The organism is Thiohalocapsa sp. ML1, assembly GCF_001469165.1.
GTDB lineage: Bacteria > Pseudomonadota > Gammaproteobacteria > Chromatiales > Chromatiaceae > Thiohalocapsa.
Genome location: NZ_JABX01000056.1, coordinates 1 through 13,650, shown reverse-complemented (window position 1 = coordinate 13,650; position 13,650 = coordinate 1). Strand labels below are relative to the sequence as shown.

Sequence of the window (13,650 nt, the reverse complement as noted above, 5' to 3'; positions counted from 1 at the left end):
CGGCTCAACCTCCCCAACATGCGCTACGATCCGAGCGAGCGCGTCGCCGTCTACGCCTTGGCGCTCCGCGGTCTGGTGCAACTGGAGCCCGATCCCGAGAAGCGGCTGAAATATGCCGACTTTGTCGACATCTACGCCAACCTGAGCGACACCGAGCGCGCGCAATACGAACGCGAGTATCCCGAGGAGACCAAGACCATGCAGTCGTTTTCCACCCGTATGCGAGAAGAAGGCGAGCGAATCGGTGAGCGCAGAGGCATCCAGCTCGGCGAGGCGCACATGCTCCTGCGGCTCCTGGAAGAGAAATTCGGCCCAGTTTCGGATGAGGTCCGGACACAAGTTCAAAGCGCGGACCCGGATTCACTGCTGCGCTGGTTTCGGCAGAGTTTGAAAGCAGACAACATCGACGAAGTGCTGCGGTAACCGCCACCGCCAGCGAAGCCGCCGTTGCCGATCCCGACCCTGCACATCGCCGACGAGGCACTCGGGCAGCCACGGCAGCCCGTCGCGCTCCGCCTCGCCTGCCTCGTCACCGGCCTGACCTGCGCCGACTTCCGTTACCTGCTCGCCGTGCTACGAAACGACGACGAGCAGCATCTGCCTGCTTACGAATAGCGTTGTCCCCAGGGGCGATTAAATGTGGTCTGTCCCTGTATTCCGTCCCGGGAGCTGGACGTGCCGCTGCTGGTCGAATGGCCCGACGGCCGCCGCGAGGCCGTGCTGCTGGTGCTGGAGGAAGAGTCGGACACGTCCAAGTTCTCGATCCACCGCTTGGCGCAGTACTGCCTGGACTTAGCCGAGCTGTTCAAGACGGACCGAGTCGTGCCCGTGGCCATATTCCTGCGCGAAGGGCAGCGGCCAGAGGAACTGATCCTCGGCGGCGATCACCACCGCTATCTCGCCTTCCGCTACCTGGCCTGCGCGCTGCCCGACCTGCCCTGGCAAGACTGGCGCGACAGCGACAACATCGTCGCTCGGCTCAACCTGCCGAACATGCGCTACGATCCGAGCGAGCGCGTTGCCGTCTACGCCATGGCCCTGCGCGGCCTGATGCAGTTGGAGCCCGATCCCGACAAGCGGCTGAAATATGCCGATTTCGTGGACATCTACGCCAACCTGAGCGACACCGAGCGCGCGCAATACGAACGCGAGTATCCCGAGGAGACCAAGACCATGCAGTCGTTTTCCACCCGTATGCGAGAAGAAGGCGAGCGAATCGGTGAGCGCAGAGGCATCCAGCTCGGCGAGGCGCACATGCTCCTGCGGCTCCTGGAAGAGAAATTCGGCCCAGTTTCGGATGAGGTCCGGACACAAGTTCAAAGCGCGGACCCGGATTCACTGCTGCGCTGGTTTCGGCAGAGTTTGAAAGCAGACAACATCGACGAAGTGCTGCGGTAACCGACACCGCCGGCCAAGCCGCCGTTGCCGATCCCGACCCTGCACGTCGACGACGAGGCACTCGGGCAGCCGCGGCAGCCCGTCGCGCTCCGCCTCGCCTGCCTCGTCACCGGCCTGACCTGCGCCGACTTCCGTTACCTGCTCGCCGTGCTACGAAACGACGACGAGCAGCATCTGCCTGCTTACGAATAGCGTTGTCCCCAGGGGCGATTAAATGTGGTCTGTCCCTGTATTCCGTCCCTGTATTCCGTGTATTCCCCCAGAGGTACCAGGAGAGGGTTTCGGCGGCCTGCTCGGCGGTCTCCACCGGCAGGTTGGTCAGCAGCAGCCACTCCAAGGGGTCTTCGCCTGCGGGCGGGTGTGGCTCGGTGGCGAGCAGTGCGGTGACGGTGACCTCGGCCAAAGTGCGGTCGGGGCGTGGCGGTGGCTTGAGGGTGACGCGCACGGCCTTGATCTGTTGGTAGACGGTGCGCGCACGCCGGCCCTTGGCGGGGGGGCGCTCGAAGCTGATCTCGCTGAGCACGGGGGCGGCATCAAGGACTGCGCGCAGCTTGCGTCCATCGGCCAGCAGCCGCTCGGTATGCTGCACGCGCACCAGCCAGTCGGCGCTGCGCTCGGGACAGGGGGCTTCGACGAACAGGTCGTAGATGTCGCCTTCGCGGTCGGCGATGTAGGTGAGGTGGGTGTCGGTCAGTGTCTCGGCCAAGGCGTTGACGCGAGCAAAGCCATCGATCCAACGCACGCTCTCTTTCTCTTCGAGGGGGCGATTGCGATCCTTCTCCTGGCCGATGCTGCCGGGCTCACGCACCCAGGTGTAGGCATCGAGCAGTCCGAGCGGAACCCGCTCGGGGGTCACCACCAGGGTCGGATGCAGATACATCCCCCAACGGGTCTCGTAGTTGAGCGGGCCGAGTCCGGCCATGCTGGCCTTCTTGGTGGTGTAGTCCAGCTCAGTGGTGTCCTGAATGCACAACACCCGCCGATAGGCACGCAAACGCTCCTCGGTGCAGGCGATATGCGGGGCGAGCACGCGCTCGGGCGTTACCTCGGCGTGGTCGAACAGGCGGTAGGCGGCGCGGGTCTCGTCCCAGCCCCCGCAGGCGGCGGGAATGCTCAACGTCGGTTTCTCCCCCAGTTTCTGCAGCAGGCGGCGCGCGCGGCGATCGAGGCGGCGATCGCCAAGATCGATGGCGCCGAGCTCCTCGGCCAGCGCACTCATCGCACCACCCCCAGCGCGGCGCGAAACCCCGCCGTCAGCGGGTAGACGTAGACGCCCTTGCGCGGCAACGCCGCCTGATGGGTGCGATCGCATTTGCCGCGTCCGGTGGTCTCCCCCAGGTAGTGCCAGTTGGCGGCACGGTAGCAGGTGCCGGCAAAGCGCGGCCGCTCGACGAAGGTCTCCAACAGCACCACCCGCTCACCATAGCGCGCGGCAAAGTCCTTGGGGATCCGCGCCGCCGCCAGCGCCAGGACCTTCGAGGCGAGGTGCTTCACCCGCACCCAGGGCAGCAGCAAAAAGCGCGCGTTGTTGAGCACCCGGCCCAAGTGGGCCTCGCGACAGGCGGCATCCCAACCGATCCAGCGATCGCGCACCGCCACCTTCCAGGCCGCCGCGCCGAAGCCGATCGCGCCCAGCACGCCACCCTCGCAGTGGACCAGGTAGCGCAGCTGCGCCCCCGGCAACGGCGTGTAGCCAAGGTAGTGATAACGCGCGATCAACCCATTCCACAGCCTTGATGCGCTCGCATCAAGCACCGCTTCCAGCCGCAAGCCACCGAGATCCCCGACCGTGCCCACGACCGCGACCGGCTCGGGCCAGCGATCCGGACCCCGCAGCAGACCACGACCGTTGCCATTGCCTCGGCTCGGCGCCGGCAGCTCGATCAGCCCCGCCCGATGCAGCCGCAGCAGCCCCACCCGGGCGCTCATCAGCTTCGGCCGACCCAGCGCATCCGTCCACTCCAGCGCCCGACACACCCGCCGGGCAATCTCCGAGCGCTGCGGCGGCTCCGCCGCCACGATCTCAGCGCGGATCCGCTCCAGGTCCGCCGCATCGAACGGCCGACCGCACAACTTGTCAGGTATGCCCACGCCCATCTGCTCCAGCCCCATCAAACTTGATGGGGCCGGATTTCAACAGGTCCGGCTCAGCGTGTCCAGCCCCTCGGGCTCTCTGTCCCTACTGAGATGTGGGTAATGGCATGGGCTCACCGGGCTCGGGTATGAGTTCTCTCCTTTTCCCACATTATCGTGCGCTTGATGTGTTCGTCGCGTCTGTAGCTCCGGCGGAGGTAAACGACGCCAGCGGATTCGTCCACTGAATAACGTTCGCGAGTGTCAGCGCCAGCCCAAGCGCAAATCCGCCAATAGTGCTCCATATGACGCTTTTCCACCATGCCGTGCTGCTTTTGACTTCCGTCAAAATAGAGCCGGTATTCTGCAACAAATCTCGCTTGACCCGGTCTATGACATCCTTAAGATCCTCGACTCGCTCGTTGGTGTTGGCAAGTACGAGCTGGTGGGCTTCGTCCCATTGGACTCCTTCCCGCAGATTCTGCTCGATTACGCCCGCATAATCTGTCAGTTTGGCCTCGGCTGCAATACGCAAACCTTCAATTCGGGTTCCATTTAAGTCGTGATGATAGCCAACGACGCGCGGGTCGTCTCGCTCAAGATTGTGTGCCACTATGAACTCACGCTTTTCTTTCTTATAAATTGCATAGGCCAGCGAACCGATCAAATCATCATCATCCCTGATTATCTTGGCGAAGGCGTCGCTATAGTGCTTGGAACTCTGTTCGGTCATCGGTAATCAGCTCGAATTCTCGGCGTGAAAGCGGGAACGGCCAGGAGTGCCAGTTCGACCGTAGGATTACCGGTTGGAGCGCGCTCGTGGCTCGTTAGACTCGCCGCACCGAAACCCTTGCATCTCCGCCTTCGAGCCAACTATTCACTTCTGCGCAAGCAGATGTAGTTTATTGCGAACCTCTGGCGCCGGCCGTTGCCTTCACGGCCATCCTTACAACGTCCTTACTGACTCGCTGCTCCACTGTGCCATCCGGTAGTACGACGTTGTCGTAAAGATTGCGCCCCGTGGTTGCGCTGGTTGCACCAAACTCGCGCCGAATCAGGGGAGTCCTGTTTTTCTCGCCATAAATCCGCAGCCCCGGACGCAAGACGCGCTTCAGTTGCTCGAGAACGGGCTTGCGTGAAAAAACATTGAGCTTGAGCACGAGTGTAGGCTTTTCTTCCTCTCCTCCTTCCACGGCGAAGCCGGAAAGATAGCCTTCTTGTTTCAGTAGATTTGCGATGGCAACCTTCTGTTTCGAAGAAGGCATCGAGATGCTTGTTTTGCCGCGAGCTTGGCCATTACGGATGCGCGTAAGCATGTCCGCAATCGGATCTGACATAGCCATGGGTATCTCCGCCGACGTCCGCAGTTTCACTTGACCAAGTGTAACCGAGGCGTGCGAAACTGCGCGACCTGTCTGCGGCAAGAACCAAAAAAAGCTGCCCGCAGGCCGCCTCTATTCAACTCCCCGGCCTCCCTGCCGCCAACCAACCGCCCTCACCGCGGCAGATCGCTGCTCCCCATCAGCCACTCATCCACCGCCCGTGCGCACTGCCGACCCTCGCGGATGGCCCAGACCACGAGTGATTGCCCGCGGCGCATGTCGCCGGCGGCGAAGACGCCGGGGATGTTGGTCTGGTAGGCGGCGGGGCCGTCGGTGGCGCCCTGGACGTTGCCGCGGGGGTCGAGCGCCAAGCCCTTGGCTTCCTTCAGCTCGTGCAGCATGCCCTCGTGCACGGGGTGGACGAAGCCCATGGCGAGCAGCACGAGGTCTGCCTTGAAGCTGGCCTCGGAGCCTTCGACCTCGGACATCTGCCAGCGGCCTTGCTCGTCCTTGTCCCAGCGCACCAGCACATAATTGAGCGCGCTGACGTTGCCGTCGCCGTCGTGCTCGAAGGACTTGGTGAGCACGTTCCAGTGGCGCGCGCAGCCTTCTTCCTGGGAGGTGGAGGTGCGGAGCTTGTTTGGCCAGTTCGGCCAAGTGAGCCCCTTGTCCTCCTTGGCCGGGGGCTTGTCGAGGATCTCGATCTGGGTGATGGAGCGGGCGCCGTGGCGGTTGGAGGTGCCGATGCAGTCCGAGCCCGTGTCGCCGCCGCCGATGACCACGACGTGCTTGCCTTGGGCGCTGATGAAGTCCTCATCCGGCACGGCCACGCCCTGCACGCGCTTGGAGTTGGCGCGCAGGAAGTCCATCGCGAAGTGGATGCCGGCGTAGCTGCGCCCCGGCACGTCCAGATCGCGGGGCTTCTCGCTGCCGCCGGAGAGGACCACGGCGTCGTAGTCCGCCATGAGCTTGGCCACGGGCAGGTCCACGCCGATGTGGCAGTGGGTGTGGAACTCGACGCCCTCGGCGCGCATCTGCGCCATGCGCCGGTCGATGAGCTTTTTCGCGAGCTTGAAGTCGGGGATGCCGTAGCGCAGTAGGCCGCCGATGCGGTCTTCCTTCTCGTACAGCGACACGGCATGCCCGGCGCGGGCGAGCTGCTGCGCGCAGGCGAGCCCGGCGGGGCCGGAGCCGACCACGGCGATGCGCTTGCCGCTGCGGTGCATGGGCACCTGCGGCTTGACCCACCCTTCTTCCCAGGCCTTGTCGGCGATGGCGCGCTCGATGGCCTTGATGGCGACGGGCTTGTCGTCGATGTTGAGCGTGCAGGCGGCCTCGCACGGGGCGGGGCAGATGCGCCCGGTGAACTCCGGGAAGTTGTTGGTGCTGTGCAGGACCTCGATGGCGGACTGCCAGTCGTCCTGATACACCAGGTCGTTGAAGTCCGGGATGATGTTGTTCACCGGACAGCCCTGGTGGCAGTACGGGATGCCGCAGTCCATGCAGCGTGCGCCCTGCGTCGCCATCTCGGCGTCGGACGGCGGCAGCACGAACTCGTTGTAGTGCACGACACGGTCCGCCGCCGGCTGGTAGGCCATCTCGGCGCGGTCGTATTCCATGAATCCGGTTGGCTTGCCCATGGTGTCTACCTCCTCAGGGGCGCAGTGACGGCTTCGCGGGCTTGGGCGCGGCGGTGCCGGGCGGGCGGCTCTGGTTGGCCTGCATGGCCTCCAGCGCGCGGCGGTAGTCCACCGGCATGACCTTGACGAACTTCGGCAGCAGGTTGGCCCAGTCGTCCAGGATGCGCGCGGCGACGGCGGAGTTGGTGTAGCGCTTGTGCTTGACGATGAGCTGCTTCAAGCGGATCTCGTCGAAGCGGGTCATGTCGTGGCTGACATCGACGAAGCCGTGGCTTTCAAGATCCCCGCCCTGGTGGTCGAGGTGCTCGAGCGCCGCATCCTCGGCGGCGATGGGCTCCAACTGCACCATGGCCTGGTTGCAGTGCTCGGCAAAGGTGCCGTCCATGTCCAGCACGTAGGCGAGGCCGCCGGACATGCCGGCGGCGAAGTTGCGCCCGGTCGGACCCAAGCAGACCATGATGCCGCCGGTCATGTACTCGCAGCCGTGGTCGCCGACGCCCTCCACCACCGCGGTGGCACCGGAGTTGCGCACGCAGAAGCGCTCGCCGGCGACGCCGCGGAAGTAGACCTCGCCGGCGATGGCGCCGTAGAGCACGGTGTTGCCGACGATGATGTTCTCCTCGGCCCGGGCAATGCCGGCATCCGCCGGCGGGTAGATGATCAGCCGCCCGCCGGAGAGGCCCTTGCCGACATAGTCGTTGGCCTCGCCTTCCAGCTCGATCGTCACGCCGTGCGCGAGCCAGGCACCGAAGGACTGCCCGCCGATGCCGTGCGCCTTGATGTAGATGCTGTCGTCGGGCAGCCCCTTGTGGCCGTAGCGCTCGGCGACGCGCCCGGACAGCATGGTGCCGACGGTGCGGTTGAAGTTCTTGACCTCGGTCTCGATGCGCACCGGCTCGCCGCGCTCCAGCGCCGGGGCGGCCTGCGCAATGAGCTTGTGGTCGAGCGCCTTGTCGAGGCCGTGGTCTTGGCGCTCGACGTTGTACAGCGCCACCGCGTCCGGCACCTTCGGCTTGGTCAGGATGCGCGAGAAGTCGAGGCCCTTGGCCTTCCAGTGCGCGATGGCGCGGCGCATCTCCAGGCGGTCCATCTGGCCGATGGCCTCGTTGATGGTGCGGAAACCGAGCTTGGCCAGGATCGCACGCACCTCCTCGGCGATGAAGAAGAAGAAGTTGATGACGTGCTCGGGCTGGCCGGTGAACTTCTTGCGCAGCTCCGGGTCCTGCGTCGCCACGCCCACCGGGCAGGTGTTCAAGTGGCACTTGCGCATCATGATGCAGCCCGCGACGATCAGCGGCGCGGTCGCAAAGCCGAACTCGTCCGCGCCCAAGAGCGCGCCGATGACCACGTCGCGCCCGGTGCGCAGGCCGCCGTCCACCTGCACCGCGGTGCGCCCGCGCAGGCGGTTCAGCACCAGCGTCTGGTGGGTCTCGGCAAGGCCGATCTCCCACGGCGAGCCCGCGTGCTTGATGGACGTGAGCGGGCTCGCGCCGGTGCCGCCGTCGTAGCCGGCAATGGTGACGTGGTCCGCATGCGCCTTGGACACGCCCGCGGCCACGGTGCCGACGCCGATCTCGGAGACCAGCTTGACCGAGATGCGCGCGTTGGGGTTCGCGTTCTTCAGGTCATGGATGAGCTGCGCCAGGTCCTCGATTGAATAGATGTCGTGGTGCGGCGGCGGCGAGATGAGCCCGACGCCGGGCGTGGAGTGGCGCACGCGCGCGATCTGCGCATTGACCTTGTGGCCCGGCAACTGGCCGCCCTCGCCGGGCTTGGCACCCTGCGCGATCTTGATCTGCAGGTCGTCGGCGTTGACCAGGTACTCCACGGTCACGCCGAAGCGGCCCGACGCCACCTGCTTGATGGCCGAGCGCTCCGGATTGCGCGAGCCGTCCGCCAGCGGCAGGTAGCGCTCGGGCTCCTCGCCGCCCTCGCCGGTGTTGGACTTGCCGCCGATGGCGTTCATGGCCTTGGCCAGCGTCGAGTGCGCCTCGTAGCTGATGCTGCCGAAGGACATGGCGCCGGTGGCAAAGCGCTTGACGATCTCGGCCGCCGGCTCGACCTCGTCGATGGGGATGGGCTCATCCGCCCATTTCAGCTCCATCAGGCCGCGGAAGGTCAGCAGGCGCTCGTTCTGCTCGTTGATGAGCTTGGAATACTCCGCGAAGGTGGATGCAGAGTTGGCGCGGGTGGCGTGCTGAAGCTTCGCGATGGTGTCCGGGGACCAGACGTGATCCTCGCCGCGCAGCCGATAGGCGTAGTCGCCGCCGACGTCCAGGTGCTTGCGCAGGATCTGCTCGTTGCCGTAGCCGCGCTGGTGCCAGCGCACGGCCTCTTCCGCCACCTCGGCGAGCCCGATGCCCTCCACCATGCTCGGCGTGCCGGTGAAGTACTTGGCGATGAAGGGGCGATTGAGGCCCACGGCGTCGAAGATCTGCGCGCCGCAATAGCTCTGGAAGGTGCTGATGCCCATCTTGGACATGACCTTCTTGAGGCCCTTGCCGATGGCCTTGATGTAGCGCGACTGCGCCTCCTCGAAGTCCAGCTTGCCGCCGTCGTGCGGCAGCTTGCCGAGCAGCGAGGCGATGGTGTCGAAGGCCAGATACGGGTTGATGGCCTCGGCGCCATAGCCCGCCAGCGTCGCGAAGTGGTGCACCTCCAGCGCCCCGCCGGTCTCGACCACCAGCCCGGAGCTGGTGCGCAGCCCCTGGCGGATCAGGTGGTGATGCACGGCAGACGTGGCCAGCAGCGCCGGGATCGGCACGAAGTCCGCGTTGGTGTTGCGGTCCGACAGAATCAGGATGTTGTGCCCCTCGTGCACGGCCTGCTCCGCCTGCTGGCAGAGCCGCTCCAGCGCGGCCTCCATGCCCGCCGCGCCCTCGCGCGCCGGGTAGACCATGTGCAGGTTCTGGGTGCGGAACTTGCCGCCGGAGTTGTCCTGGATGTGGCGGATGCGCTCCAGGTCCTCGTTGGTCAGGATCGGCTGATTGACCTCAAGCCGCCAGTGCTTGCCGGCCTCGTCCAGCCCGAGCAGGTTCGGGCGCGGGCCGATCAGCGACACCAGCGACATGACCAGCTCCTCGCGGATCGGGTCGATGGGCGGGTTCGTGACCTGGGCGAAGTTCTGCTTGAAATAGGTCGACAGGTGCTTGGAGCGCGATGAGAGCACCGACGGCGGGTTGTCCGCTCCCATCGATCCCACCGCCTCCTGGCCCGTGACGACCATTGGGGTCAGCAGGAACTTGATGTCCTCCTGGCTGTAGCCGAAGGCCTGCTGCGCATCGAGCAGCACGTCGGCCTCCGGCGCCATCGGGGCAACGTCCGTCGGCAGCGAGTCCAGATGGATCTGCGTGCGGTTCAGCCACTCGCGGTAGGGCTTCGCGTTCGCGAGCTCGGCCTTGATCTCGGCGTCGTCGATGATGCGGCCCTGCTCCAGGTCGATCAGGAACATCTTGCCGGGCTGCAGGCGCCACTTCTTGACGATGCGCGCCTGCGGGATGTCCAGCACGCCCATCTCGGAGGCCATGACGACCATGCCGTCGTCGGTGACCAGATAGCGCGCCGGGCGCAGGCCGTTGCGATCCAGCGTGGCGCCGATCTGGCGCCCGTCCGTGAAGGCGACGGCGGCGGGGCCGTCCCAGGGCTCCATCAGCGCCGCGTGGTACTCGTAAAAGGCGCGGCGCTTCTCGTCCATGAGGCGGTTGCCGGACCAGGCCTCCGGGATCAGTAGCATCATCGCGTGGGCCAGCGAGTAGCCGCCCATGACCAACAGCTCCAGCGCGTTGTCGAAGCACGCGGAGTCGGACTGGCCCTCGGGGATCAGCGGCCAGATGCTGTCGAGATCTTCACCCAGCACCTCGGAGCGCATGGTGTGCCGGCGCGCGGCCATCCAGTTGACGTTGCCGCGCAGCGTGTTGATCTCGCCGTTGTGGCAGATCATGCGGAACGGCTGCGCCAGGTCCCAGGTCGGGAAGGTGTTGGTCGAGAAGCGCTGGTGCACCAGGGCCAGCGCGGAGGCGAAGCGCTCGTCCTGCAGGTCGAGGTAGTACTTGCCCACCTGGCCGGCGAGCAGCATGCCCTTGTAGTTGATGGTGCGCGAGGACATGGACGCGACGTAGTAGGCCGTCTTGTCGTAGCCGGCGGCGCGAATCTCGTTGTCCATGCGCTTGCGGATCACGAACAGCTTGCGCTCGAAGGCGTCTTGGTCCGGGCAGTTGTCGCCGCAGGACACGAACACCTGGCGCACGACGGGCTCCGTCGGCAGCACGCTCTCGCCCAAGTGCGAGTTGTCCACCGGCACGTCGCGCCAGCCGAGCACGGTCTGGCCGCCTTCTTCGAGCCGCCGCTGCACCGTGGCCTGCATCTCGGCGCGGGCCTGCTCGCTCTTCGGCAGAAACACCATGCCGACGCCGTAGTGGCCCGGCGCGGGCAGCTCGAAGTCCAGCAGGGCGCGGAAGAACTCGTCCGGGATCTGCACCAGGATGCCGGCACCGTCGCCGGCCTTCGGGTCTGCGCCGACGGCGCCGCGATGGGTCAGGCGTTCGAGAATCTCGAGGCCCTGCTCGACAATGCGGCGGCTCTTGCGGTTCTTGATGTCGCAGACGAAACCGACACCGCAGGCGTCGTGCTCGTGGGCGGGGTCGTAGAGCCCCTGCGCCGCTGGGTAGGCACGAAGGTTCATGGCTTGGGACCTCGTTGTCACCTGAATTTGCTGCTGGACCCGATGCTGGATTGTGCTTGCGGCGTGCCCTGCCTTCCACCCCGGGACCTTCGGGTTTGAAGCCGACGAGCCGCTGCGGGGGATAGGACCGGTCGGCGCGGACCTGCGACGCTTGCCAGCGCAGCCGTGGGTCGGCCGGATGCCGGCGCGATCGGAGGGGCCGGTGTCGACTCGGTGGCGCACCAGTGGAGCGCCGGACCGGGCATCATAGCGGCGAAGCAGAGACTATGCCACGTCGCGACCTCGGAGTGGACGGACGCACGGGGCAAGTCCGAGCCACTTTGGGGCGCGGGCGCGCCGGCCTGCACAAGGATGGTGCCGGGCAGCCATGCGCCGCATCAGACGGCGCCGATGTCGTCGAGCAGGCCGCGCAGCACCGCCGGGTCGAAATCGCCCGTCACTGCCGCGTGCCCGATGCCGCGCAGCAGCACGAGCCGCAGTTGCCCCGCCTGGACCTTCTTGTCCACGGCCATCAGCGCGAGCCAGCGCTCGGTGCCGAGCGCCGTCGGCGGGTCCACCGGCAGCGCGAAGCCCGCGAGCAGCGCCCGCGTGCGCTGCACATCCTCGGCGTCGAGCCAGCCCAGGCGCGCGGACAGCTCCGCCGCGAGCACCATGCCGGCGGCGACGGCCTCGCCGTGCAGCCAGGCGCCGTAGCCCATGCCGGCCTCGATGGCGTGGCCGAAGGTATGGCCCAGGTTCAACAGCGCCCGCTGGCCGGACTCGCGCTCGTCGGCGGCGACCACCTCGGCCTTGTTGCGGCAGGAGCGCTCGATGGCCTCCGCCAGCGCGTCGGCGTCGCGCGCCAGCAGGCGCGTGCGGTTGGCTTCCAGCCAGTCGAAGAAGGCCGGGTCGCGAATCAGCCCGTACTTGACCACCTCGGCGAGTCCGGCCGCGAGCTCGCGGTCCGGCAGCGTGGCGAGGGTGTCGGTGTCGGCGACGACGGCGCGCGGCTGGTGGAAGGCGCCGATCATGTTCTTGCCGCGCGGATGATTGACGCCGGTCTTGCCGCCGACGGAGGAGTCCACCTGCGCGAGCAGCGTCGTCGGCACCTGCACGAAGTCCACGCCGCGCTGATAACACGCCGCCGCGAAGCCCGCCATGTCGCCGACGACGCCGCCGCCCAACGCGACGAGGGTCACATCGCGCGCGAGCCGGGCTTCCAGCAGCCGGTCGAAGATCAGGTTCAGCGTGTCGAGGGTCTTGTACTGCTCGCCGTCCGGCAGGATGACGCGGTGGCAGTCGAAGCCATGCAGACCCGCCAGCAGCGCATCCAGATACAGCGGCGCGACGGTCTCGTTGCTGACCACGAGCACCTGGCGGCCGCGGATGGCCGCAGCGTAGCAGGCCGGGTCCGCGATCAGCCCGGGGCCGATGAGGATCGGATAGCTGCGGTCCCCAAGCTCCACCTCCAGTCGCCGAGCCGCCCCGGCCGTGCTGCTTGCGGCCGTATCAGATGTCGTCATCAGAGGTCTTCTTCTTCGAGCCGGCGGCGGATCTCCTTCACCACCGACGAGGTGCCGCGGCGTTCCGTAGACACCACCATGTCCGCGACCTGGCGGTACACGGGCTCGCGCTCGGCCATCAGATCGCGCAGGGTCTGCTGCGGATCTTCGGTGTCGAGCAACGGGCGGTTGCGGTCCCGGGCGGTGCGGGCAAACTGCTGCTCCGGGCTGCAGTGCAGGTAGATCACCAGCCCGCGGGCCGCGAGCTGCTGGCGATTTTCCGGCAGCAGCACCGCGCCGCCGCCGGTGGCGAGCACGATGTTCTCCTGCTGGGCCAGGGCCTCGATGACCTGGCGCTCGCGGTTGCGGAAGCCCTCTTCACCCTCGAACTCGAAAATGGTGGCGATGTCCACGCCGGTCCGGCGCTGGATCTCCTGGTCGCTGTCTTGGAACTCGTAGCCCAGCGATTGCGCGAGCTGACGGCCGATGGTGCTCTTGCCGGCGCCCATGGGGCCGACGAGAAAGATGTTCTGTGGTCTGATCATGGCGGGCAGTTTTGCCAGATTTGGCGCGGCCGGGCAAGGGCGGGTGACCCTGCGCGGGTGTCCGGCGGTGCTCGGGGCGGCGTCGGCCGGCCCCCGAGCGCAGACGTTGCGGGGGGTCAGCGGGTGGCGAGATCGCTCTTCAGGATCTTCGGCGTGACGAAGATCAGCAGCTCGCTGTTGTTGTCGAGACGCTGCTCGTTCTTGAACAGCCGCCCGAACACCGGCACATCGCCGAGCCAGGGCACCTGCTCCTTCGTGTAGGCCTTGTCGCGCTCGTAGACGCCGCCCAAGACGATGGTCTCGCCGTTGTCCACGAGTACCGAGGTCTCAATCGAGCGCGTCGCTACTGGTGGCTGCCCTCGGACCAAATTGGAAAAGTCGGGGTTGTCCTTGTTGACCTGCAGGTCCATGATCACGCGGTCATCGGGCGTGATATGCGGCGTAACCTCCAGCTTCAGCACGGCCTCCTTGAAGGCGGTCGCTGTCGCGAAGCCAGTGTTCTCTTCGTAA

12 protein-coding genes are annotated in these 13,650 nt (G+C 66.4%); 3 read left to right on the top strand and 9 right to left on the bottom strand.

The window, feature by feature from the left end:
- Positions 1–18: 18 nt before the first annotated feature.
- From ML01_RS31510 to ML01_RS23605, 3 genes are read left to right on the top strand one after another with little or no spacing between them, the layout of a single operon-like run.
- Positions 19–423: a DUF4351 domain-containing protein gene (locus tag ML01_RS31510; RefSeq protein WP_371258239.1), complete on the top strand. Its 405-nt coding sequence runs from the start codon at positions 19–21 to the stop codon at positions 421–423.
- Between the two features lie 24 nt (positions 424–447).
- Entirely contained in the window at positions 448–615 is a 168-nt protein-coding gene (locus ML01_RS29255; protein ID WP_156427945.1) for a hypothetical protein, read from the top strand.
- 60 nt (positions 616–675) lie between these two features.
- Complete coding sequence (locus tag ML01_RS23605; protein WP_058557845.1) at positions 676–1,398, top strand: hypothetical protein; 723 nt, start codon at positions 676–678, stop codon at positions 1,396–1,398.
- Positions 1,399–1,504: 106 nt separating this feature from the next.
- On the opposite strand, the gene ML01_RS23600 is transcribed toward ML01_RS23605, so the two are convergent.
- From ML01_RS23600 to ML01_RS23570, 9 genes are all read right to left on the bottom strand, one after another.
- Complete coding sequence (locus tag ML01_RS23600; protein WP_254045368.1) at positions 1,505–2,617, bottom strand: IS4 family transposase; 1,113 nt, start codon at positions 2,615–2,617, stop codon at positions 1,505–1,507.
- Complete coding sequence (locus ML01_RS23595; protein ID WP_254045367.1) at positions 2,614–3,510, bottom strand: DUF4338 domain-containing protein; 897 nt, start codon at positions 3,508–3,510, stop codon at positions 2,614–2,616. The genes ML01_RS23600 and ML01_RS23595 overlap by 4 nt, the downstream gene beginning before the upstream one ends.
- Positions 3,511–3,643: 133 nt before the next feature.
- Positions 3,644–4,204, bottom strand: coding sequence for a hypothetical protein (locus ML01_RS29250; protein ID WP_156427944.1), 561 nt, complete (start codon positions 4,202–4,204; stop codon positions 3,644–3,646).
- Positions 4,205–4,373: 169 nt separating this feature from the next.
- On the bottom strand, positions 4,374–4,814 hold the full coding sequence (locus tag ML01_RS27895; RefSeq protein WP_082674593.1) for an uS8 family ribosomal protein: 441 nt from the start codon (positions 4,812–4,814) through the stop codon (positions 4,374–4,376).
- Positions 4,815–4,966: 152 nt separating this feature from the next.
- Entirely contained in the window at positions 4,967–6,433 is a 1,467-nt protein-coding gene (locus tag ML01_RS23590; protein ID WP_058557844.1) for a glutamate synthase subunit beta, read from the bottom strand.
- Between the two features lie 13 nt (positions 6,434–6,446).
- Entirely contained in the window at positions 6,447–11,114 is a 4,668-nt protein-coding gene (gene gltB, locus ML01_RS23585; RefSeq protein ID WP_058557843.1) for a glutamate synthase large subunit, read from the bottom strand.
- Between the two features lie 377 nt (positions 11,115–11,491).
- The gene (gene aroB, locus ML01_RS23580) at positions 11,492–12,616 is read right to left on the bottom strand and encodes a 3-dehydroquinate synthase (RefSeq protein WP_058557842.1); all 1,125 of its coding nucleotides are present in this window, start codon (positions 12,614–12,616) and stop codon (positions 11,492–11,494) included.
- On the bottom strand, positions 12,616–13,140 hold the full coding sequence (gene aroK, locus ML01_RS23575; protein WP_058557841.1) for a shikimate kinase AroK: 525 nt from the start codon (positions 13,138–13,140) through the stop codon (positions 12,616–12,618). The genes aroB and aroK overlap by 1 nt, the downstream gene beginning before the upstream one ends.
- A 116-nt stretch (positions 13,141–13,256) precedes the next feature.
- Positions 13,257–13,650: type II and III secretion system protein (locus ML01_RS23570; protein ID WP_156427943.1), on the bottom strand; the 394-nt coding region annotated here is incomplete at its 5' end.